Raw genomic sequence first — 22557 nt, forward strand, 5'->3', positions numbered from 1 at the left:
GGAGGAAAAACAGATGAAGAAAAAGAAAGGTTTAATGCTGTCATCAGTATTTGCTACGGCATTAGTATTAGCAGCTTGTGGAGGAGATGACGAAACGTCAACTGAAAAACCGGCTGAAAAAGATGGTAACCAAACAGAAGAAAACACAAATGACGGCGGTTCTACTGCAGAATCTCCAACACTGCCAACTGAAGTTACAAATGATGGAGAAGCAATTGAAGGCGGTACATTAAACTTTGCCTTAGTAACAGACTCTCCATTCCAAGGTATTTTATCTTGGGAATTATATGAAGATGGTTATGACGCTGATATTTTAGGCTTCATGACAAACGAAATTTTCGAAACTGATGGCGACTTCCTAGTTACAGATGAAGGTATCGCTAAGTTAGATGTAGATGCTGACAACAATAAAGTTACAATCACTATCCAACAAGATGATGTGAAATGGTCTGATGGTACGCCACTGACTGTTGAAGATATTATTTATGCTTACGAAATTATCGGTCACCCTGATTATACAGGTATCCGTTATGACGGCGATTTCCAAAATATCATCGGTGCTGCTGAATATAAAGCAGGTACTGCAGATACAATTTCAGGTATTAAAAAGATCGATGATAAAACAGTTGAAATCTCTATGACTAAAGTATCGCCTGCAATCTACTCTCTAGGTGATGGTTTATGGGCATACGCAGTACCGAAGCATCAGTTAAAAGATATTCCTGTTAAGGACTTAATCTCTTCTGAAGCGGTACGTAAATCACCTGTAACATTAGGACCGTTCAAATTAGATAAATTAGTAGATGGTGAATCTGTTCAGTACGTAGCGAACGAACACTATTGGAAAGGTAAACCGAAATTAGACAAAATCGTATTACAAGTTGTTCCTTCTGCTTCTATCGGTGAAGCATTACGTACAGGTAAATATGACATGGCGTCTTCTTTCCCTACAAACCAGTATGACGGCGTAAAAGATCTTGAAAACTTAACAATCTTAGCTCGTCCTGAGTTAGCATACTCTTACCTTGGCTTCAAGCTTGGTAAATGGGATGCTGCAGCAGGTTCAGCAGGATTAAATATTACAGATGAAAACGCAAAAATGAATGATGTGAAATTACGTCAGGCAGTTGCCTACGCAATGGATATCGAGCAAGTAACTGAGCGCTTCTACCAAGGTTTACGTTCTCGTGCAACATCATTAATTCCGCCAGCGTTCGCTTCATTCCATGACAACACTTTAGAAGGATTCAACTATGATCCGGAAAAAGCAAATGCATTATTAGATGAAGCTGGATACAAAGACGTTGACGGCGACGGCATCCGTGAAGATAAAAACGGTGAGAAATTTGAAATCCGTATGGCAGGTATGTCAGGTTCGGATACTGACGAAGCAATCGTTGAATACTACCGTCAAAACTGGAAAGAAGTCGGTTTAGATGTACAGTTAACAACTGGCCGTTTAATCGAGTTCAACAGCTTCTACGATAAAGTACAAGCAGATGATCCTGAAATCGATATGTTCATGGCTGCATGGGGTACTGGTACAAACCCATCACCACTTGGCTTATACGGCGAAGCTTCTTCATTCAACTACAGCCGTTTCGTTACACCGGAATTACAAACATTATTAGCTGATATCGACTCTAAAGAAGCAGTTGACGCAGAGTACCGTGCAGATGCATTCCGTAAGTGGGAAGAGTACATGTTCGAACAAGCAACAACAATTCCAACGTACTTCCGTACAGAAATCGTACCGGTTAACAAACGTGTGAAAAACTACAATGTTGACTATTCAAATGCTACACAATACCACGAAATTGAGTTAGTAGCAGATTCACCAATTAAATAATTATTAACAACAAAAAACCGCTTAGAAAATTTCTAAGCGGTTTTTTTAACTTTTACTTTTTCAGCTGCATAACAATTGCTTCATCGGGTGTTACATAAAGAGTTTTTTGTTCAAAATAAATAACAAATCCTGGTTTTGCGCCATTTGGTTTTTTTACATGGCGAATTTCCGTATAGTCTACCGGCACAGACGAAGAGTCACGTGCTTTAGAAAAATAAGCACTTAATACAGCGGCTTCTGTTAATGTCTGCTCATCAGGGTCTTCCGAATGGATGACAACATGCGAGCCCGGAATATCTTTCGTATGTAGCCATACTTCATTGCGTTTTCCGATCTTGAATGTCAAATAATCATTTTGCTTATTATTTTTCCCGACCGAAATTGCAATACCGGATGAGGATACAAATTTTTCAGGTTCAGGTTTTACCGGTTTCTTTTTCCGTTTTGCCTGTCGGATTCGAAGTAAACCTTGTTCTGCAAGCTCTTCGCGGATTTCTTCAATATCTTTAGTCGATGCCTGCTGGACTTGCTGTGTAAGCATTTCCAGATAGTTGATATCATCCGCTGCTTTTTGCTTCTGTTCCTCAATCATCACTAACGCTGTTTTCGCTTTATTGTACTTTGTGTAATAGCTTTGCGCATTTTCAATCGGTGTTTTTCTCGGGCTAATCGGTATTCTAATTGTTTCGGCGTTTTCGCTGTAATAGTTTTCAACATCGACGTACTCTGCGCCTTTTTCGAAATTATAAAGATTGGCCATTAAAAGCTCACCGTAAAGTTGGAACTGCTCCAGATTTTGAGCACGTTCATAATCTTTTTGCAGCTTTTTTTGTTTCAGCTTTAATTTATTCAGTTCATTTTGCAGCCAGCGTTCGAGATCACCGGCCTGCTGTTTTACCCGGTCGCGTTTTGCACGGGCGAAAAATACACGGTCAAGCAGTTCGCCAAGTGTTTTATAATTCGTAACAGTACCTGATAAATGTGTCAGGTCTGTAGGCGAGAAATAGATTTTCCCTTCCTGTTCAACATAGGTAGGGTTTGCACTCGTTGCGATTTCATTCATCAGTTGTCTGCAGGCCGTTACAGCATCATTGACTGTGATGCGGTGCAGCAATTCGTTTGCATGCAAAGGAGAGAAACCGGCAAACTGATCGACAATATCTTTAGCAGCAGGCTGTTTTGAGAATACTTCTTTCAACTCTGCATCGGATAAACTTGTCAGTGCAATTTTTTGTTGCTGTGGCGGTGCGATATATTGCTGGCCCGGTAAAACAGTCCGATAGCTGTTCATCGATGGCGGCAAATGTTTGATGCTGTCAATGATGATTTCATTTTGGGCATCGATCAGCAGTAAATTACTGTGACGCCCCATAATTTCGATGACGAGCTTACGCTTTACCGCATCGCCGATTTCATTTTTACTGTCGATTTCTAAAGTGATCACCCGTTCAAAGCCGTCCTGAACAACAGATGAAATAAAGCCCCCTTCAATATGTTTGCGTAACAGCATACAAAACATTGGCGGGTCAGCCGGATTTTCGATCGATTGATCTGTTATGTGAACGCGGGAATAGGAAGGGTGGATAGAAAATAATAGTTTACTGTTTTGGCCTGCTGCACGAATTTGCAATACAACTTCAAGTGCATTCGGCTGATAAATTTTTGTAATACGTCCGGAAGTCAGGCTTTGTAGTTCCTTGCTCATCGAACGAGTAAATAGTCCGTCAAATGCCATCTTTATGCCTCTTTCATTAAATAAGTCTTTTTGATTGTTTAATCATACCATTTTTTCGTTCAAACCTGTAGTTATCGCAAATTGCTATATATGAAGTAAAAAAGTACCGTCATTTTATGGGGAGTTGATTTCCATTCTGGGTCGGACGCTTTCCGCGGGCACGGCCTGAGCCTGTAGTCTCAGGCATCGTGCTTTTCCCGCAGGAAACGCAGTTTGTAGCGAAAGGCGTTAGCCGTCAGCTACACTCGCCTCCCCTCCATTTCAATCAACGTGTTTAATATAGAGACTTCCACTTAAACAAATATTGATAATTAAAAAGTATTTTATTAAATCCTAACTATGATAAAATATATATTTGGATAATAGACGTTGACGCAAAATCGATAACACATATGCTATAATTGAAACAATTAAGTAAAGAAGGATGTGACGAACCTTGGTACGTAGTATGACCGGATTCGGCAGGGGGGTCACAACAACGAAACACTTTCAACTCACTGTTGAAATTCGTGCTGTGAATCATCGTTTTTTAGAAATTAATACAAAGTTTCCAAAAGAATGGATGGAATCTGAAGTAGTAGCAAAAAAAATGTTGTCGGATGCAGTTTCTCGTGGGAAAATAGATGTTATCATTTTTCTGAAGGAGCTCCATGACACTGAACAGACGATTCAAATCAATTGGTCACTGCTCAATGCTTTTCTCCAGGCCAAAAAGGAATTATCCCAAACGGTTCCGATGGAGGAAAAGTGGACTATGCAGGAAATTGTAAGTTTGGACCAAGTGTTGCAAGTTGAAAAAATTGAGTTTATGCAGGAAGAAATCATCGATGCTGTAAAAAATGCTTTGGCAGAAGCAATCCAGAACCTTATTGCGATGCGTGATCGTGAAGGTCAGGGATTACAGCAAGTGATGCTGCAGTACAAAGCAGACCTGGAAGCGCAAATTGCACAAATTCGGCGATATGCACCGCTCGCAGTTGAAAAATACCGTGAACGGTTAATGAATCGTTTAGAAGAAGTGACAAGCGGTCAATCATTGGACGATCGTTTACTCACGGAAGTTGCGATTTTTGCGGAGCGGATTGATATTACAGAAGAGCTGGACCGTTTAGAGAGCCATTTTAATCAGTTATCCGAAACTTTAACTGAAAACATTGCGATTGGACGCAAACTTGATTTCATTATGCAGGAGATGAACCGCGAAATTAATACAATCGGTTCAAAAAATCAGTCAACACAATGTTCAGCTGCTGTTGTGCAGGCGAAGACGATTTTGGAAAAAATGCGTGAACAAGTTCAAAATATTGAATGATATAAAGGAGTTACTTATGAAAAAACAACGTGGATTATTAATTGTTTTATCTGGTCCATCAGGTGTGGGTAAAGGGACAGTTCGAAAAGAGCTCTTTTCACAGCCGGATACGAATTACGAATATTCGATTTCAATGACAACGCGTAATCCTCGCGAAGGAGAAGAAGATGGTGTAGACTATTTCTTTAGAACACGTGAGGAATTCGAAGCGTTAATCGAGCAAGGAGGCTTACTGGAACATGCTGAATTTGTCGGCAATTATTACGGTACTCCACTTGCATATGTACAGGAAACGCTGGAAGCAGGACGCGATGTATTTTTGGAAATTGAAGTACAAGGAGCAGCACAAATTCGTGAAAAAGCACCAGATGCGTTGTTTATCTTTTTAGCACCGCCAAGCATTACCGAACTGGAACAACGTCTAGTTGGTCGTGGTACGGAAACAGAAGATGTAATCGCTCGCCGTATCGCTACTGCTCGTGAAGAAGTCGAAATGATGAGTTTATATGATTATGTTGTAGAAAACGACCAAGTTCAAAATGCATGTGATAAAATAAATGCTATCATAGTAGCAGAACACTGCCGTCGTGAACGTGTGGAAAAACGCTATTTGTCAATGTTGAGAGGAGAATGAAAACATGTTATATCCATCAGTAGATAATTTGAAAAAACAAATCGATTCTAAGTATTCTTTAGTGAGCTTAGCATCAAAACGCGCGCGCCAAATGCAAGAAGAGGGCGGAGAGCACTTAAACTCATACATTTCTTACAAACCAGTAGGAAAAGCATTGGAAGAAGTAGCTGCCGGAAAGCTTCGCAAAGTTCAACAAGACGCTTCAACTGTTTACGAAGACGAAATCTAGTTGGTAATGTAAAAAGAATACTCCCTGAGTAGAAGCTCCCTAAGAATTTTTCTTTGGGAGCTTATCCTTTGAAAGGACGGTAAAATGATGAAAAAAAACAATATACTATTGTGTGTTTCAGGTGGGATCGCCGTATATAAAGCGGTTGCGTTAGTGAGCAAACTGTCTCAGGCAGGCTTTAATGTAAAAGTGATTATGACAGCTTCTGCACAAAAGTTCGTTACCCCTTTAAGCTTCCAGGTGATGTCTAAAAACGATGTGTTTTTTGATACTTTCGATGAAAAAGATTCCAATGTCATTGCCCATATTGATTTGGCAGATTGGGCGGATCTGGTGATCGTAGCTCCTGCAACAGCCAATATAATTGCAAAAATGGCCCACGGTATGGCGGATGATATGGTGACAACAACTTTACTTGCAACTACTGCACCGGTATGGGTAGCACCGGCCATGAATGTACATATGTATGAACATCCGGCCGTTTTAAGGAATATTGCACAACTTCATGAAGATGGCATCCGCTTTATCGAACCGTCTGAAGGATTTTTGGCATGCGGCTATGTAGGGAAAGGGCGTCTTGAAGAGCCGGAAAAAATTACGGCAATTGTAGAAAAATATTTTCGTGAACATCCGGGAAGCGATGGACAATGAGATTTGCAAAAGTAATCGTTGATGTTTCCGCATATCCGGTTGACCGTCCTTTCGATTATTTAATACCGGAAGATTGGGAAGAACTGATTGATATCGGCTGCCGTGTAAAAGTGCCATTTGGACCGCGTAATGTGCTTGGATTTGTCGTGGGCATTACAGCTGAATCAGATGTACCGGCTGAAAAAATAAAACCGATTTCGGAAATACTCGATTTGGAATCTATTTTAACTGAGGAAATGCTGAGCTTGGCAAAATGGCTGAAGCACCAAACAATCTGCTACGAAATTGATGCATTGCAAGTAATGCTGCCTGGCGCATTGCGGGCGAAGTATGAAAAATATGCGGTCCTGCAAGGCGAAGTGTCGCAATTACCCCAAATTCTTCAATCGTATTTCGGGAAAAATGAAAAAGTGAATTTAACCCAATTCGAAAAGGCAAACTTACTAAGACCGTTGAAACGCGCAGTCAAAGACGGCCTGCTCTATATTGAAAATGTAGTGAAACAAAAGGGCCAAGTAAAACAGGTGCGTAAAGTGCAAATTTATTCACGGGAACAGATAGAAGAAGTGATTGGACAAATGGGGAACCGGGCACCGAAACAGCGGGCATTAATGGAATGGATGCAGGAGCATGCGGGAGCCGTCGTTTTACCTGAACAAATTTATGAAGCCGTTCAAGTGACGAGCAGTGTATTGAACAGTGTCATTGAAAAAGGGGCAGCAGCGTATATACAAGAAGAGGTTTACCGCGATCCGTTTACAAAGGAAATCGTGAAAACAGACTTTTTACAATTAACAGATGAGCAAGATGTGGCGCTGAAGAAAATTACAGAAGCGATAGATGATAAGCGTCAGGAGACATTTCTCCTTCACGGCATTACAGGCAGCGGGAAAACGGAAGTGTATTTGCAGGCGATCCAGCGTACAATCGCAGACGGCAAAGAAGCGATTGTTCTCGTACCTGAAATCTCACTGACACCGCAAATGACGGAGCGGTTCAAATCGCGTTTCGGTAATGAAGTAGCGGTTATGCATAGCGGATTGTCGGTCGGTGAAAAATATGATGAATGGCGGAAAGTGCAGCAAGGGAAAGTTAAGGTAGTCGTAGGTGCACGGTCGGCAATATTTGCACCGTTTAAAAATCTCGGTCTGCTTATATTGGATGAAGAACATGAGTCGACATACAAACAGGAAGATTCTCCCCGCTATCATGCACGGGATGTGGCGATATGGCGCGGTAATTATTATAATTGCCCTGTTATTTTAGGGAGCGCGACACCTGCATTAGAATCGTTTGCACGTGCAAAAAAAGGTGTATATACATTGCTGACATTGTCGCAGCGGGCAAAAAATCAGGCATTGCCGTCTGTTCAGATTATCGATATGCGGGAACAGCTCCAGGCCGGAAACCGCTCGATGTTTTCCGAACCGCTTATGGAGGCATTAAGGGACCGTCTCGATAAAAAAGAGCAGACCGTGCTGTTTTTAAATCGCCGCGGCTATTCATCGTTTGTATTATGCAGGGATTGCGGGACAACAGTGCAATGTCCGAACTGTGATATTTCATTAACTTATCACCGCTATCAGGAAAAGCTGAAATGCCATTATTGCGGTCATGACGAATATATTCCGGAAACATGTCCTGAATGTCTAAGTGAAAACATCCGTTATTTCGGTACAGGTACGCAAAAAGTGGAAGAAGAAATTTATAAGCTGTTTCCGGAAGCGCGGGTCATGAGGATGGATGTCGATACGACCAAACAAAAAGGGGCACATGAAAAAATGCTCGATGCGTTCGGTCGGGGGGAAGCGGATATTCTGCTCGGTACGCAAATGATCGCAAAAGGACTGGATTTCCCGAATATTACATTAGTCGGTGTATTGAGTGCCGATACTTCGCTTCATTTGCCTGACTACCGGGCGGCGGAAAAAACATTCCAGCTTATGACGCAGGTTAGTGGACGGGCAGGACGACATAATAAGCTTGGGGAAGTATATATCCAGACGTACACACCGGAGCATTATGCGATCCAACTGTCTAAAGATCAGCATTATACTCCATTTTATGAACGCGAAATGCATGCAAGGCATATTGCAGGATATCCGCCTTATTATTATATTGCGCTTATTCAAGTAACACATGAAGATGTCATGTTTGCTGCAGAATATGCAGGACGTGTAGCGGAGTATTTGCGTTCCAATTTATCATTTAATGTTTCCGTTATCGGACCGACAACTGCCAGTATCGCTCGTCTCCAAAATAGATATCGTTATCAATGTTTGATAAAATATAAAGTAGAGCCAAATTTGATTCCGGTTCTTTTACAGCTTATAAAACTGTATCGATCGGAATGGATTAAAAAAGGCATTGTGCTAACAGTTGATTTAGATCCGACAATGATCTAATGCATATAGAAAGAGGTATTGAAATGGCAATTAAAGAAGTTGTGAAAAACCCAGCGAATGTATTATCACAAAAAACGAGAGAAGTTGAAGTAATCGATGAAAATATCATTCAGCTTTTAGATGATTTATATGACACAATGGTAGAAAATGATGGTGTAGGCATTGCTGCACCTCAAATTAATGTTAATTTACGTGTAGCAATCGTAGAATTAGGCGAAGATATTTTAGAAATGATCAACCCGATCGTCATTGAAACACGTGGTGAAGAAGAAGACGTAGAAGGCTGTTTAAGTTTCCCGGACCTGTTTGGAATGGTCAAGCGTCCAACATACGTAAAAATCGAAGCATCTGACCGTGAAGGACGTATTTATGAACTTGAAGCAGAAGACTTTGAAGCACGTTGTATTTTGCATGAAATCGATCATTTAGAAGGTGTATTATTTGATTCGAAAATGACGCGTGTATTAACAGAGGAAGAATTAGAAGAGCTATACGCGGACGCTGAGGAGGAATAATCGATGACAAAAATCGTATTTATGGGAACACCTGCCTTTTCAGCGCCAATTTTGCGTATGCTACATGAAGAAGGCTATGACATCGCAGCGGTTGTGACACAGCCTGACCGTCCAGTTGGTCGTAAAAAAGTATTAACGCCGCCACCTGTGAAAGAGGAAGCATTACAACTAGGCTTACCGGTTATTCAGCCGGAAAAGCTGCGCGGTTCACAGGAGCTGGAAGAAATTTTGGCGTTAAATGCGGACCTTGTCGTAACAGCGGCATTTGGACAGATTTTGCCGAAAGAACTGCTTGATGCACCGCGATTAGGTTGCATCAATGTCCATGCGTCATTATTGCCTGCATATCGAGGCGGTGCACCAATTCATCAGGCAATTATTGATGGACAGGCAACAACAGGTGTAACGATTATGTATATGGCGGAAAAACTGGATGCCGGGGATATTATTTCGCAACGGGAAATTGCTATTGAAGATACAGACAATACAGGCACAATGTTTGATAAATTAAGTGCTGTTGGTCGCGAACTATTAAAAGAAACAATGCCATCGATTATCGACGGGACAAATGCCCGCGTTCCACAGGATGAATCACTCGTAACATTTGCGCGCAATATTAGCCGCGAACAGGAGTTGATTGATTGGAATAATGAAGCCCGTGCATTGTATAATCAAGTACGCGGATTACACCCTTGGCCTGTTGCCTATACGACATTTGAAGGGGCTAACTTTAAAATCTGGGTGGCAAAGGTTGGGGAAACTTCAACAAATGCTGCACCGGGAGAAGTCGTGAAAATCGAAAAGGACCACTTTGAAGTAGCGACAGGAAATGGCGGTACATTAGCGCTGTATGATGTACAACCAGCAGGGAAGAAACGCATGACAGCAGAAGAGTTTTTACGTGGTACGGGCTCGAAATTACAGATTGGGGACCGTTTTGAATGAGTAAAAAGAAACAAGTGATTTGGGACGGTAATGTTCGGGATGCCGCTTTAACGATTTTATTGACGGTCGACAAAAGCCAGGCATACAGCAATTTATTGTTACACCAAACAATTGAGAAATATAAAATCGATGCAAAAGACCGTGGCCTGTTAACGGAGCTCACATATGGAACACTTCAGCATAAACTGACACTGGATTATTATCTGGAGCCATTCATCCGCGGGAAAGTGGATATTTGGGTGCGCTGGCTGTTGCGTATGTCGCTCTATCAAATGCAGTATTTAACGCGTATTCCTGCACATGCTGCTGTAAATGAAGCAGTGGAAATCGCAAAGCGCCGCGGTCATAAAGGAATAGCCTCAATGGTGAACGGTATTTTACGTTCGATTTTACGTGAAGGTGTTCGTTCGACTGATTTAATAGAAGATGCAAATGAACGTCTGGCAGTCGAAACAAGTCATCCGCAGTGGCTTGTCGATCGCTGGGTGGAAAGCTACGGCTATGACAAGACACGTGAAATGCTTCTTGAAAATAATATTGCACCGCTGCAGACCGTACGTGTCAACACGACAAAAGCGACTGTCGAGCAAGTTTTGACAACACTTGAACGTGAAGGTGTAAAAGCGCGCCGCAGTGAATATATACCCGAATGTCTCCACCTTGAAAGCGGGCAGGCAGCACGAACAGGAGCGTTCCGGAACGGACTTATTACAATACAGGATGAAAGCTCGATGCTGCCAGCCAAAGTGCTGAATCCGCAGCCGGGTATGAAAGTACTCGATATGTGTGCTGCACCAGGCGGGAAAACAACGCATCTTGCAGAAGTTATGAGAAATGAAGGCTCGATTTTAGCAACCGATCTACATCCGAAAAAATTGGATTTAATCGAGGAAAATGTTGCACGTCTAGGATTGGATATTATCGAGACTGCCCCCCTTGACGGAAGAAAAGCAGCAAGCTTTTTACAAAAAGAAGACTATGATGCGATTTTAGTCGATGCACCATGCTCAGGTCTGGGCGTAATGCGACGCAAGCCTGATATTAAATATACGAAGCGGGAAGAAGATTTAGAGAGCCTGCAAACAATCCAGCTTTCGATTTTAAATAATGCAGTCCAGCTATTGAAACAAGACGGACGATTAGTGTATTCAACATGCACAGTAGACCGTAGTGAAAATGAAGGTACGGTACAAGCCTTCCTAAAAGAGCACCCTGAAATGAACTTGGTGCCAATTGAAAATTTACCGACACAACTAGAAGCGAAGCAACAGGACGGGATGCTGCAAGTATTCCCGCAGGATATAGGCAGTGACGGATTTTTCGTAGCTGCATTCGTAAAAAAAGGAGCGTCCAATTAACTAATGGAGCAAGAACAATTAAAACAATTTGATGAACGAATTCAGGATTTAGTGGAAGAAACAGCAGATAAGCCGGTACGTCGCCCGAAAAAAGAAAAGCCTCAGTTAAAACCTTCAATCTATTCATTACGTCTTGATGAAATGAAGGAATGGCTGACAGCTAATGGAGAAAAGGCTTTCCGTGCAGCACAGATTTATGAGTGGCTTTATGAAAAACGTGTCCAAACATTTGAAGAAATGTCCAACTTACCGAAAGCGTTGCGTGAAAAGCTGGAAGCAGAATTTGCATTAACGACACTTTCAACAATTATTAAGCAGGAATCAAAAGACGGTACGATCAAGTTTTTATTCCAGCTGCAGGATGGCTATTCAATTGAAACAGTATTGATGCGTCATGATTACGGGAATTCCATTTGTGTAACGACACAGGTTGGCTGCCGTATCGGCTGTACATTCTGTGCATCTACGTTAGGCGGCTTGAAGCGTCATTTAATGGCGGGAGAAATTGTCGAGCAGGTCGTAAAAGTACAACAACAGCTTGATGAAACAGAAGAGCGTGTATCATCAATCGTTATTATGGGAATCGGCGAGCCGTTTGATAACTACGATGCGATGATGAACTTCCTTAAAATCATGAACGATGACAAAGGATTAAATATCGGTGCCCGTCATATTACGGTTTCAACTTCGGGAATTGTGCCGAAAATTTACGAATTCGCAGATGAGGGTATGCAAATTAACTTTGCTGTTTCTCTGCACGCACCGAACCAGGAGGCGCGTCAGAAATTAATGCCAATTGCAAAAGCATATAAATTAGAAGAACTGATGGATGCAGTAAAATACTATACGAAGAAAACAGGACGTCGTGTCACATTTGAATACGGTTTAATGTCAGGTCAAAATGATACAGAAGAAGTAGCATTGGAACTGGCGAATCTGATTAAAAATGTAAAATGTCATGTTAACTTAATTCCGATTAACTACGTGCCGGAACGTGATTATATTCGTACATCACGCAGTAAGATTTTTGCTTTTGAAAGAACGCTTAAAGAGCAGGGAATTAACGTAACAATCCGTCGTGAGCAAGGTGCAGATATTGCAGCTGCATGTGGCCAGTTACGTGCACAGGAACGATCACACGAAACAAAGTAGGTGGACTATAGTGAACTTTACAGTGGAAAGTGATATTGGGTTAAAGCGAAAAATAAATGAAGATCGGGCCGCGTTTTTTGAGCGTCCCGATCATTTTAAGCTTGCGATTTTAGCAGATGGTATGGGTGGTCATAATGCTGGTGATGTAGCGAGTGAAATGGTTATTACCGAAATGCATGCACTATTTAAACAGGAAAATGCAGAAAGTTTTGCAACAAAACAGTTAAAGCTGGAATGGTTGCGTAATGCGGTGTCACATATTAATCAGAAAATATATCATTACTCATTAACACATGAAAATTGTCAAGGTATGGGAACGACAATGATTGCTGTGTTGCTTGACAAGGATGATTGCACGATAAGCCATGTCGGCGATAGTCGTGTATACCATATTACAAACGAAACAGTAAAGTTAGTGACGAGAGATCATTCTTATGTAAATATTTTATTGGAAAATGGAGAGATTAGTGAAGAAGAGGCACAAAATCATCCTCAAAGAAACTTTATCCTAAAAGCACTCGGTACAGAAGTTTCGATTGAACCTGATTTTTATGAAATCACTTTATCAAATGAGGCCTATTTACTCATTTGTTCTGACGGGTTAAGTAATAAACTGTCTACAGAGGAAATGGGCGAAATTATTACAAAGACGGCTTCCATTCAGGAAAAAGGGAAAAAATTGGTTCAAATTGCAAATGATCGCGGCGGAGAAGATAATATTTCCCTTATCTTAATGACAACGGTGCAGGAGGTGTAACAATGCTAGTAGGAAAACATATAAGTGGCCGTTATAAAATTTTAAAATTAATTGGCGGAGGCGGGATGTCAAATGTTTATTTGGCACACGATATTATTTTAAGTCGTGACGTCGCAATCAAAATACTGCGTTATGATTTATCAAATGAAGAAGAATTGCACCGTCGTTTCCAGCGTGAAGCATTGTCTGCAACAAGTTTGACTAATCCTAATATCGTAAGCATCTATGATGTTGGCGAAGATGGGGAAATGCACTATATTGTCATGGAATATATTAAAGGGAAAACATTAAAACAATACATACAAGAGTTTTCGCCTTTATCTGCAGCTCGAAGCGTCCATATTATGAAGCAGCTAACATCGGCGATTGCCCATGCACATGAAAACGGCATAATCCATCGGGATATAAAGCCTCAAAATATATTGATGGATGAAGAAGGCAATGTGAAAATTACTGATTTCGGGATTGCGACATCGCTTGGGGCAACAAGCTTCACTCAAACGAACTCGGTCATCGGAACTGTCCACTATTTGTCGCCGGAACAGGCGCGCGGCGGTATAGCAACGATGAAGTCTGATATATATGCACTTGGGATTGTCTTTTATGAACTTTTAACAGGAGAATTGCCTTTTTCGGGGGAATCTGCTGTATCCATTGCGTTAAAGCATCTGCAATCGGAAACACCATCAGTACGTGAATTCGATGCAAGCATTCCGCAAAGTGTGGAAAATATCGTGTTAAAAGCAACTTCAAAAGATCAAAACCACCGCTACAGCAATGCAGAAGAGATGGAAGAAGATTTAAATACATGTTTATCATTGCAACGGGTGAATGAACCTAAATTTATGCCGCCCGTGGATGACGGGGCGACAAAGCTGATTCCGATTATAAAAGATCCAAAGCCTGTTCCCGTTCCGGTGCAGGAGCCATCTACCGGAATAACGGAACAAACAGTCCGGATTGATTCGAAACCGCCGGCTGAAGAAGCAGCAAAGCCGTCAAAAACGCCGAAACAAAAAAAGAAAAAGAAAAAATGGCCGTTAATCGTTGGGCTATTAGTTCTTTTAACAATCGGTGCAGTAGTAGCTGCTGTTCTCCTCACTCCAAATCGGGTAGTCGTGGAAGATGTGACGGATATGACCGTAGAAGAGGCAATTCGAATTTTAGAAGAGCAAGGCTTCGTTATTGGAGAACAAGAAGAACGCAACAACGAAGAGATTGAATCCGGAAATGTCATTGAAACGAATCCGCAGGCAGGCAGGGAACGTGAGAAAGGCACTACAGTTGATTTAATCGTCAGCATTGGTAGGGAAATGACAAAGATGGAAAATTTCATCGGCAAGCAGCGTGAAGAAGTAATGGATGCGCTAGAAGAATTTAACGACTATGATTTCAAAGAGGAATATTCTTCTCAGCATCCGGCAGGCGAGATTATCGCTCAAACACCTGAAGCCGGTGAGGAAATTCATGTCAACGAGACAGATGTTGTTTTAACGGTTAGTAGAGGACAGGAACAAGTAACGGTTCGTGACCTGATGGCATTTAACGAAGCAAACCGTTCAGAATATGAAAAAAGCTCAGGTTTCAAAGTGAATGTAACGGGTGAGGAATATTCGGATAAACCGGCTGGTGAAGTAATCAGTCAATCACCAAAAGCAGGCACAAAGCTTGAAAAAGGCAGCACAATTAATGTCGTGATTTCTAAAGGACCGAAAGCTAAGCAGGAAAAGTTCTATACAAATACAATTGAAATTCCGTACGAGCCTTTTGAAGAAGGAATGGAACAGGAAGTCTCCATCCATATTCAGGACAAAACACGTACAATGGCAGAGCCTGTAGAAACGCTTACTATTACTGAAGATACTTTGTATACAATTAAGCTGGTCATTGTTGAAGGGGATAAAGCAGCCTACCAGATTGTACGGGATAACAACGTGATCGAAAATAAAACAATTACTTATGAAGAATTGGCGGAATAAGGAGGAATTGGATGGCGCAAGCCCAAATTCGAAAAGCATTAAGCGGTTATTATTATGTTGAAAAAGACGGTAATTTAATTCAATGTCGCGCTCGTGGGATTTTCCGTAATCGCGGAGAATCTCCACTGGTCGGCGATTTTGTGGAATATTCGTATGACGGGGAATCGGATGGTTCAATCGAAAAAATTCTGGAACGTCATAATGAGCTCGTTCGGCCGCCGATTGCGAATGTGGATCAGGCATTATTAGTGTTTTCCGCAAAAGAACCGGATTTTAATACAGTACTGCTCGACCGGTTTTTAGTCGTGCTCGAGTCGTTCCATGTGCAGCCGATCATTATTTTAACAAAGATGGATTTATTGAATGATGCCGAGCGTGCGCATTTACAAACATATATCGACGACTATAAAGAAATTGGCTATGAGATCATTGAAACTTATATTGATGATCCAACATTACTGGAAAAGATCAAACCATACTTGCAGGAAAAAACATCGGTGCTTGCCGGACAATCAGGTGTCGGAAAGTCCACATTATTAAATACATTGCTTCCAGAACTGGATCTGAAAACAGGTATTATTTCAAAAAGTTTAGGGCGCGGAAAGCATACAACACGCCATGTAGAGCTTATTGAAGTGTGTGGCGGACTATTGGCGGATACTCCGGGCTTCAGTTCTTTCGATTTCGAAATGATAGAAAAAGAAGAGCTGACATCTTGTTTACCAGAGTTCGAGAGGATTAGCGAGAATTGTAAATTCCGTGGCTGCCTGCATATAAAGGAACCGAAATGTGCGGTAAAACAAGCGGTGGAAACCGGGGAAATCCGTTCATACCGCTATGAACATTATGAACAAATTTTACAAGAAATTATTGACCGAAAGCCGAGGTATTAGACATGATTAAAATTGCACCATCAATTCTAGCGGCAGACTTTGCAAAGCTGGGGCAAGAGGTAAAAGAAGTAGAAGCAGCCGGAGCTGAATTGATTCATATCGATGTAATGGACGGCCATTTCGTACCGAATATTTCATTTGGTGCGATTGCATTAGAAGCAATTCGTCCCCTTTCTACATTACCGATGGACGTACATTTAATGATTGAAAATCCGGATCAGTATATTGAACAGTTTGCGAAAGCAGGGGCGGATTACATTACAGTACATGTTGAAGCATGCCGCCATTTGCACCGTACGATCCAGTTAATTCGTTCTTTTGGTGTTAAACCGGGTGTTGTTTTAAATCCGCATACGCCGATTGAAACGATTCAGCATATTTTGGAAGATGTTGATATGGTGCTGTTTATGACAGTTAACCCTGGCTTTGGCGGGCAAAAGTTCATTGAATCGGTTGTGCCTAAAGTGGAAGCATTATCGAAAATCATTAAAGAACGTGGCCTGAATATCGAAATTGAAATCGATGGCGGAATTAACGCTGAAACAATTGTACCTTGTGCAAAAGCGGGTGCAACGGTTTTTGTTGCGGGTTCGGCTATTTACAGTAAAGAAGATCGCGCACAAGCTTTACAGGAAATTAAACAAGCAGGATTAGCGGCAATTCAGTGATTGTAGCAATCTGCTCAGGCGGCCCCGTTCATGAGGTCGCCTTTTCTTTAACACCGGATATATGGATTGGAGTCGACCGGGGTGCATTATATTTAGTGGACAAAGGTTTACTGCCCCACAGCATTGTCGGCGATTTTGATTCTATTACAGCGGAGGAATTTGCGCGGATTTCCGAAGCTGTGGACCATGTTGAACAGTTTCAGGCGGAAAAAGATGAGACGGATACAGACCTGGCCTTGCTGAAGGCACTTACATATGAGCCGCAGGAAGTCTTTTTGACGGGTGTTACAGGCGGGCGCTTGGATCATTACGAAGCGACTTTACGATCAGTTTTTCTTATGCAGCAACAATATCCTCTTATTACTTTTAAAATCATTAATTCTCATAATATCATTCAATTTTTACTGCCGGGTACACATATTCTGACAGAAGATCATTATACCTATGTATCATTTTTTGCCTATGGGAAAACTCTCCGGAACGTGACATTGCGCGGGGTTAAATATGAAACGACAGATGAAGTGATTGAGCAGGGGACAACGCGTTTCACAAGCAATGAAATAATGGGTACAGGGTCTATTTCATTTAAGGAAGGCATATGTTTAATGATAAAGAGTAAAGATTAAGGAGGAACAACGCTGAAAGTATATACATTCCAAATGCCGAAATGGTTAAGCGGTGTGGCGAGAGGCTGCGTGAAGTTGTTTCGTAGAGATAAAAAAGAAAAATAAAGATCAGACTACAGCTCATAGAGATTATGGGCTGTATTTTTTGTTGCTAACAAAATTCTATACTATCGCACTATGGATAACCTGGAAATTAGTTCTTCTCCCCGTCTAGGCTAAAGCGCCAATTCCTCGCACCATTAAGTCCCTCCGTGCAAAAGTGGTGAACCGCAAAAAAAAATAGAGTACCAGCAATTGCTGATACTCTGTACGCGATTATACGCGCTCGATTTTACCTGATTTTAAAGCACGAGCAGAAACCCATACACGTTTTGGCTTACCGTCAACTAAGATACGAACTTTTTGAAGGTTAGCACCCCAACTACGTTTGTTAGCGTTCATAGCGTGTGAACGGTTGTTGCCTGTACGAGCTTTACGGCCAGTAATTACGCATTGTTTTGGCATTGTAAAATTCCTCCTTACAGCTGAATCTGAAATCTTTATTTCAGTTCGTTATTTCACATACCATAATAATTTAACATACAGAGTCAATGAGTGCAAGACATTTTACATAACCTTTCAAGAAAAAAACCTTTACACCCCATTTTGCTTAATCGGGATTAAAAACTTCCTGGAAAAGGTAAAGTACTCTATAAACTATTTATTTAGGGGGAAGCGATCATGAAAAAATGTATGGTCATCATCAATCCGACTTCAGGAAAAGAAAAAGCAAGTGAGTACGAAAAGAAAATTATTGCACAATTACATAATTATGAAATTGATGTAAAGGAAACTGCGGGTGAAAAGGATGCGACCCGCTTTGCTAAAATGGCATGCGATGAAAAATATGATGCAGTCATTCTAGTCGGGGGAGACGGTACGGTAAACGAAGGGATCAATGGCATTGCAGAACAGCCCCACCGCCCTGTTGTAGGAATCGTCCCATTAGGTACGGTCAATGATTTTGCCCGTGCATTGGATATCTCGCTTGACCCGGAAGAGGCAATTGCATTACTCGGCGGAAAAACAACAAAAGCAGATATCGGGAAGGTGAACGATCATTACTTCACGAATGTCATCGCAATTGGATTATTGGCAGAAGCAGTCGGCGATGTATCAGTGGAACAAAAGACGTCCCTCGGGTCGCTCGCATATTTATTTGAAGGTGTGAAAGCGGCTATTCAAAATGAATCTTACGAAATGGAAGTTAAAGCAGATGGACAAGTATACAAAGAAAATATGATGCTCTTCATCTGTGTATTGACCGATTCTGTCGGAAGCTTCCGACAAATGAATGGAGATGCCGACAAATCAGACGGCCTCTTGCACGGATTTATTATTAAAAGTACGAATACGCTTCAAGTGGTGGGCACAGCTAAAAACCTGCTGACAGGCAATTATGAGGACGATGACAATATTATTAAATTCAATGCACGTGAAATGCATATTAACGCGAATGAAGCACTTCCGCTGAATGTGGACGGTGATTTAATCAGCCAACTTCCGGCGAAAATCTCCATATTGCATGATCATATTGAATTTTTTACGAAATAAAGTTCAATGATACGTTTCCCAATGGCTTTTTTGCATAACAACGAAAAATTGTCGAATACTCTAATTAGATTGTGCTAAAAAATTATTATTGCAGGATGTTGTTCTGATAAAAAATATAGAGAAGGTAAATAAAGAGAAATTTTAAAAAACGACTTCAGGCTAGACGTGGATGAACGTTTTCTTTTATAATCGACTTTTGTGTAGTACAATATAAATTAGTCAAATAGAGCCAAGGGGGCATTCACTATGTCAGTAGAATTAAATAACGAATTCGGTCATATTGATATTTCCAATGATGTTATTGCTCAGATTGCTGGTGGAGCAGCGATTGAATGCTATGGCATTGTAGGCATGGCATCAAAACATCAAATTCGTGATGGTTTAACAGATATTTTACGAAAAGAGAATTTTGCAAAAGGTGTGCTCATCCGCCAAGAAGGTGATGACTTACATATTGATATGTACATTATTGTAAGCTATGGTACGAAAATTTCTGAAATCGCTTATCAAGTACAATCCAAAGTAAAATATACAGTAAATAAAACATTAGGTATGAGCGTTAAATCAGTTAATATTTTTGTTCAAGGCGTTCGTGTTGCGAATGTGTAAGAGGAGGAAATGAATCGAATGAAGTCTTTAGACGGAATTAAATTTGCTGAAATGGTACAAATGGGTGCACATCACCTATACCAAAATGCAGCTTATGTAGATTCGCTAAATGTATTCCCTGTGCCGGATGGTGATACAGGGACAAATATGAATTTATCAATGACATCTGGTGCAGATGAAACAGAAGCCAATGTAAGTGCACATATCGGTAAAACAGCTCAGGCTTTATCAAAAGGCTTACTAATGGGCGCACGCGGAAATTCAGGCGTAATTTTATCTCAGTTATTCCGCGGGTTCGGCAAAGCGATTGAAAAAGAAGCTGAAATCGACGCGAAAGGCTTAGCGAACGCATTCCAGGCAGGTGTAGATACTGCCTATAAAGCCGTTATGAAACCAGTCGAAGGGACAATCCTGACGGTTGCCCGTGAAGCGGCAGCAAAAGGTGTGGAAGTTGCTGAAACAGAAGAAGATATGATTATCCTGATGGAAGCATTCATCGAGGAAGCGAAACAATCATTAAACCGCACACCGGATCTTTTACCAGTCTTAAAAGAAGTAGGCGTTGTCGACAGCGGCGGCCAAGGATTACTGTTCGTTTACGAAGGATTCCTTGCTTCTATGAAAGGCGAGCCACTACCGGAAAAAAATGAATCTTCACTGGATGATTTAATTAATGCAGAACATCACCGTGTACAAGACTTCATGGACACATCTGATATTGAATTTGGATACTGTACAGAAATCATGGTGCGTTTAGAGGAAGATAAATCACCATTTAATGAAGAACAGTTCCGCCAAGAATTGAATCCTATGGGCGACTCATTACTCGTAATCTCGGACGATGAAATTGCAAAAGTACATATACACTCGGAAACTCCAGGTGCCGTACTTGCAGCGGGTCAAAAATATGGCAGTCTAATTAAAATTAAAGTAGACAATATGCGTGAGCAGCATTCTGCGATTGTCAACGATGCACCACAAGCACCTGCGAAACAGCAAAAAACAAAAGTACCATATGCGATTGTAACAATTGCAATGGGTGAAGGTGTATCCAATCTTCTGCGCTCGATCGGTGCTTCATATGTAATTGAAGGCGGACAGACGATGAACCCTTCTACTGAAGACATCGTAAAAGCGGTAAAAGAAATTGGAGCAGAGCGTGTTCTGATTTTACCGAACAACAAAAATATCATTATGGCGGCAGAGCAAGCAGCTGAACTTCTGGAAATTGAAGCAGCGGTTGTGCCGACAAAAACGATCCCTCAAGGAATGGCAGCTATTTTAGCATTCAATCCTGCTGAGTCGGTTGATACGAACAAGTCTAACATGACACAAGGCTTTGCCCATGTGAAGACTGGTCAGGTAACATTTGCAGTACGTGATACATCGATTGACGGTGTTGAAATCCGCAAAGATGATTATATGGCATTGGCTGAAGGTAAAATTATTTTATCGACTCCTGAAATGATGGATGCAGCGAAAAAAGTGCTTGAAGGATTAATGGATGAAGATTCTGAAATCATCACAATCATTTATGGTGAAGATGCAACAGCAGAACAAGCCGATGAATTACAGAACTTTATCGAAGAAAACTATCCGGATGCTGAAGTGGAAATTGTAGAAGGTAAGCAATCCCTGTATCCGTTCATTTTATCTGTAGAATAAAATTAATAGTGAAAGCAGTGTGTACATCCGTGTATGCACTGCTTTCGTTATGTTTAAGTGGATTGACGCGGGTGAATGCGAAAGGAAATTAACATAGATTTCCCCAGTTCGGTTATGACCCTTGTTGTGAATTGAAAATCCTGCTTTCACAAAATTATTCGCTATGCAGCTTACACGTCTGCGTAAACTTATGGAGGATAATCCTCAATTTGGTTATTATTCCGTTTTTACAACAAGAAGTTTGTTAATTGCAGAGAAAATGAGTACACTAGGAATAAATGAAAGTATGAAAGAATATGGGGGGATAGCTTTATGAAATTTACATCGGTGTTTGATATTATTGGACCTGTTATGATTGGTCCGTCCTCTTCACATACAGCAGGGGCAGCGCGAATTGGGCGTGTTGCACGCGATTTGTTTGGACGGCAGCCGAAATGGGCTAAAATTTATTTATACGGTTCTTTTGCCGAAACGTACCGCGGCCACGGAACGGATGTGGCGATTATCGGTGGGTTATTAGATTACGATACGGATGATGAACGTATTAAAACTTCTTTTGCGGAAGCAGAAAAAGCAGGCCTGCAATTTGAATTTATTCCGGAAACAGCTAATAAAGAGCATCCAAATACCGCGCGTATATTAATGGGCGATGACGAATCGGAAATGAGCGTTGAAGGCATTTCGATCGGAGGCGGTAAAATTGAAATTAGTGAAGTGAATGGATTCAAGCTGCGTCTGACAGGCGGGATGCCGGCAATTTTAGTTGTGCATGATGACCGTGCAGGCTGTATTGCGAACGTGGCGAACTGTTTAGCAATGCATGATGTCAATATTGGACATATGGAAGTATCGCGTATTGAACGTGGTTTAACCGCTTTAATGGTGATTGAAGTCGATCAGAACATCGATCAGCGTCTGTTAGAGCAGATTTCATACATTCCGCATATTACGAAAGTATCGAAAATTAATAACTAAGGGGTGG

General features: G+C 41.3%; 20 protein-coding genes and 1 pseudogene. 19 read left to right on the forward strand and 2 right to left on the reverse strand.

What is annotated here, in order from left to right; translation table 11 throughout:
- The first annotated feature begins 13 nt into the window (after positions 1-13).
- Entirely contained in the window at positions 14-1849 is a 1836-nt protein-coding gene (locus MKX73_RS11715) for an oligopeptide ABC transporter substrate-binding protein (protein ID WP_340717585.1), read from the forward strand.
- Between the two features lie 52 nt (positions 1850-1901).
- Here MKX73_RS11715 and MKX73_RS11720 read toward each other — a convergent pair whose 3' ends face one another.
- Positions 1902-3584: an Rqc2 family fibronectin-binding protein gene (locus MKX73_RS11720; protein ID WP_340717586.1), complete on the reverse strand. Its 1683-nt coding sequence runs from the start codon at positions 3582-3584 to the stop codon at positions 1902-1904.
- 436 nt (positions 3585-4020) lie between these two features.
- Between MKX73_RS11720 and MKX73_RS11725 the strand changes: the two genes are divergently transcribed.
- From MKX73_RS11725 to MKX73_RS11790, 14 genes and pseudogenes are all read left to right on the forward strand, one after another.
- Positions 4021-4896 (forward strand): YicC/YloC family endoribonuclease, encoded by an 876-nt coding sequence (locus MKX73_RS11725; RefSeq protein WP_340717587.1) that lies wholly within the window; start codon positions 4021-4023, stop codon positions 4894-4896.
- 16 nt (positions 4897-4912) lie between these two features.
- Entirely contained in the window at positions 4913-5530 is a 618-nt protein-coding gene (gmk, locus tag MKX73_RS11730) for a guanylate kinase (RefSeq protein ID WP_340717588.1), read from the forward strand.
- A gap of 4 nt (positions 5531-5534) precedes the next feature.
- Complete coding sequence (gene rpoZ, locus MKX73_RS11735) at positions 5535-5759, forward strand: DNA-directed RNA polymerase subunit omega (RefSeq protein ID WP_079525096.1); 225 nt, start codon at positions 5535-5537, stop codon at positions 5757-5759.
- An 84-nt stretch (positions 5760-5843) separates the two neighbouring features.
- Positions 5844-6380 (forward strand): annotated as a pseudogene (gene coaBC / locus MKX73_RS11740) (bifunctional phosphopantothenoylcysteine decarboxylase/phosphopantothenate--cysteine ligase CoaBC); the annotation flags it as partial.
- 26 nt (positions 6381-6406) lie between these two features.
- On the forward strand, positions 6407-8815 hold the full coding sequence (gene priA / locus MKX73_RS11745; RefSeq protein ID WP_340717589.1) for a primosomal protein N': 2409 nt from the start codon (positions 6407-6409) through the stop codon (positions 8813-8815).
- Between the two features lie 23 nt (positions 8816-8838).
- Positions 8839-9330 carry a peptide deformylase gene (def, locus tag MKX73_RS11750; protein ID WP_340717590.1) on the forward strand — a complete coding sequence of 164 codons (492 nt, stop codon included), beginning with the start codon at positions 8839-8841 and terminating at the stop codon, positions 9328-9330.
- A gap of 3 nt (positions 9331-9333) precedes the next feature.
- Positions 9334-10275 carry a methionyl-tRNA formyltransferase gene (fmt, locus tag MKX73_RS11755; protein WP_340717591.1) on the forward strand — a complete coding sequence of 314 codons (942 nt, stop codon included), beginning with the start codon at positions 9334-9336 and terminating at the stop codon, positions 10273-10275.
- Positions 10272-11633 carry a 16S rRNA (cytosine(967)-C(5))-methyltransferase RsmB gene (rsmB, locus tag MKX73_RS11760; protein WP_340717592.1) on the forward strand — a complete coding sequence of 454 codons (1362 nt, stop codon included), beginning with the start codon at positions 10272-10274 and terminating at the stop codon, positions 11631-11633. The genes fmt and rsmB overlap by 4 nt, the downstream gene beginning before the upstream one ends.
- Positions 11634-11636: 3 nt before the next feature.
- Positions 11637-12785 carry a 23S rRNA (adenine(2503)-C(2))-methyltransferase RlmN gene (rlmN, locus tag MKX73_RS11765; protein WP_340717593.1) on the forward strand — a complete coding sequence of 383 codons (1149 nt, stop codon included), beginning with the start codon at positions 11637-11639 and terminating at the stop codon, positions 12783-12785.
- A 10-nt stretch (positions 12786-12795) separates the two neighbouring features.
- Positions 12796-13542, forward strand: coding sequence for a Stp1/IreP family PP2C-type Ser/Thr phosphatase (locus tag MKX73_RS11770; RefSeq protein ID WP_340717594.1), 747 nt, complete (start codon positions 12796-12798; stop codon positions 13540-13542).
- A gap of 2 nt (positions 13543-13544) precedes the next feature.
- Positions 13545-15521: a Stk1 family PASTA domain-containing Ser/Thr kinase gene (gene pknB / locus MKX73_RS11775; protein WP_340717595.1), complete on the forward strand. Its 1977-nt coding sequence runs from the start codon at positions 13545-13547 to the stop codon at positions 15519-15521.
- Positions 15522-15532: 11 nt separating this feature from the next.
- Positions 15533-16414: a ribosome small subunit-dependent GTPase A gene (rsgA, locus tag MKX73_RS11780; protein WP_340717596.1), complete on the forward strand. Its 882-nt coding sequence runs from the start codon at positions 15533-15535 to the stop codon at positions 16412-16414.
- A 2-nt stretch (positions 16415-16416) separates the two neighbouring features.
- A complete protein-coding gene (gene rpe / locus MKX73_RS11785; RefSeq protein ID WP_340717597.1) occupies positions 16417-17082 on the forward strand; it encodes a ribulose-phosphate 3-epimerase in 666 nt (221 codons plus the stop codon).
- The gene (locus tag MKX73_RS11790) at positions 17079-17708 is read left to right on the forward strand and encodes a thiamine diphosphokinase (RefSeq protein ID WP_340717598.1); all 630 of its coding nucleotides are present in this window, start codon (positions 17079-17081) and stop codon (positions 17706-17708) included. The genes rpe and MKX73_RS11790 overlap by 4 nt, the downstream gene beginning before the upstream one ends.
- Before the next feature lie 315 nt (positions 17709-18023).
- On the opposite strand, the gene rpmB is transcribed toward MKX73_RS11790, so the two are convergent.
- Positions 18024-18212 (reverse strand): 50S ribosomal protein L28, encoded by a 189-nt coding sequence (rpmB, locus tag MKX73_RS11795; RefSeq protein ID WP_251689417.1) that lies wholly within the window; start codon positions 18210-18212, stop codon positions 18024-18026.
- Between the two features lie 216 nt (positions 18213-18428).
- Between rpmB and MKX73_RS11800 the strand changes: the two genes are divergently transcribed.
- From MKX73_RS11800 to sdaAB, 4 genes are all read left to right on the forward strand, one after another.
- The gene (locus MKX73_RS11800) at positions 18429-19301 is read left to right on the forward strand and encodes a diacylglycerol/lipid kinase family protein (protein ID WP_340717599.1); all 873 of its coding nucleotides are present in this window, start codon (positions 18429-18431) and stop codon (positions 19299-19301) included.
- A gap of 246 nt (positions 19302-19547) precedes the next feature.
- Positions 19548-19910, forward strand: coding sequence for an Asp23/Gls24 family envelope stress response protein (locus MKX73_RS11805; protein ID WP_008403339.1), 363 nt, complete (start codon positions 19548-19550; stop codon positions 19908-19910).
- An 18-nt stretch (positions 19911-19928) separates the two neighbouring features.
- Entirely contained in the window at positions 19929-21575 is a 1647-nt protein-coding gene (locus tag MKX73_RS11810) for a DAK2 domain-containing protein (RefSeq protein WP_340718893.1), read from the forward strand.
- A 312-nt stretch (positions 21576-21887) separates the two neighbouring features.
- Positions 21888-22550, forward strand: coding sequence for an L-serine ammonia-lyase, iron-sulfur-dependent subunit beta (gene sdaAB, locus MKX73_RS11815; RefSeq protein WP_339175514.1), 663 nt, complete (start codon positions 21888-21890; stop codon positions 22548-22550).
- Positions 22551-22557: the final 7 nt, after the last annotated feature.

Source organism: Solibacillus sp. FSL W7-1436 (assembly GCF_038007305.1).
Lineage (GTDB): Bacteria > Bacillota > Bacilli > Bacillales_A > Planococcaceae > Solibacillus.

What these genes read in the sequence shown, in the direction of transcription:
- MKX73_RS11715 (WP_340717585.1), top strand. Translation starts at nt 14, where the DNA reads ATGAAGAAAAAGAAAGGTTTAATGCTGTCATCAGTATTTGCTACGGCA.
- MKX73_RS11720 (WP_340717586.1), bottom strand. Translation starts at nt 3,584, where the DNA reads ATGGCATTTGACGGACTATTTACTCGTTCGATGAGCAAGGAACTACAA.
- gmk (WP_340717588.1), top strand. Translation starts at nt 4,913, where the DNA reads ATGAAAAAACAACGTGGATTATTAATTGTTTTATCTGGTCCATCAGGT.
- rpoZ (WP_079525096.1), top strand. Translation starts at nt 5,535, where the DNA reads ATGTTATATCCATCAGTAGATAATTTGAAAAAACAAATCGATTCTAAG.
- priA (WP_340717589.1), top strand. Translation starts at nt 6,407, where the DNA reads ATGAGATTTGCAAAAGTAATCGTTGATGTTTCCGCATATCCGGTTGAC.
- def (WP_340717590.1), top strand. Translation starts at nt 8,839, where the DNA reads ATGGCAATTAAAGAAGTTGTGAAAAACCCAGCGAATGTATTATCACAA.
- fmt (WP_340717591.1), top strand. Translation starts at nt 9,334, where the DNA reads ATGACAAAAATCGTATTTATGGGAACACCTGCCTTTTCAGCGCCAATT.
- rsmB (WP_340717592.1), top strand. Translation starts at nt 10,272, where the DNA reads ATGAGTAAAAAGAAACAAGTGATTTGGGACGGTAATGTTCGGGATGCC.
- rlmN (WP_340717593.1), top strand. Translation starts at nt 11,637, where the DNA reads ATGGAGCAAGAACAATTAAAACAATTTGATGAACGAATTCAGGATTTA.
- pknB (WP_340717595.1), top strand. Translation starts at nt 13,545, where the DNA reads ATGCTAGTAGGAAAACATATAAGTGGCCGTTATAAAATTTTAAAATTA.
- rsgA (WP_340717596.1), top strand. Translation starts at nt 15,533, where the DNA reads ATGGCGCAAGCCCAAATTCGAAAAGCATTAAGCGGTTATTATTATGTT.
- rpe (WP_340717597.1), top strand. Translation starts at nt 16,417, where the DNA reads ATGATTAAAATTGCACCATCAATTCTAGCGGCAGACTTTGCAAAGCTG.
- rpmB (WP_251689417.1), bottom strand. Translation starts at nt 18,212, where the DNA reads ATGCCAAAACAATGCGTAATTACTGGCCGTAAAGCTCGTACAGGCAAC.
- MKX73_RS11800 (WP_340717599.1), top strand. Translation starts at nt 18,429, where the DNA reads ATGAAAAAATGTATGGTCATCATCAATCCGACTTCAGGAAAAGAAAAA.
- MKX73_RS11805 (WP_008403339.1), top strand. Translation starts at nt 19,548, where the DNA reads ATGTCAGTAGAATTAAATAACGAATTCGGTCATATTGATATTTCCAAT.
- MKX73_RS11810 (WP_340718893.1), top strand. Translation starts at nt 19,929, where the DNA reads ATGAAGTCTTTAGACGGAATTAAATTTGCTGAAATGGTACAAATGGGT.
- sdaAB (WP_339175514.1), top strand. Translation starts at nt 21,888, where the DNA reads ATGAAATTTACATCGGTGTTTGATATTATTGGACCTGTTATGATTGGT.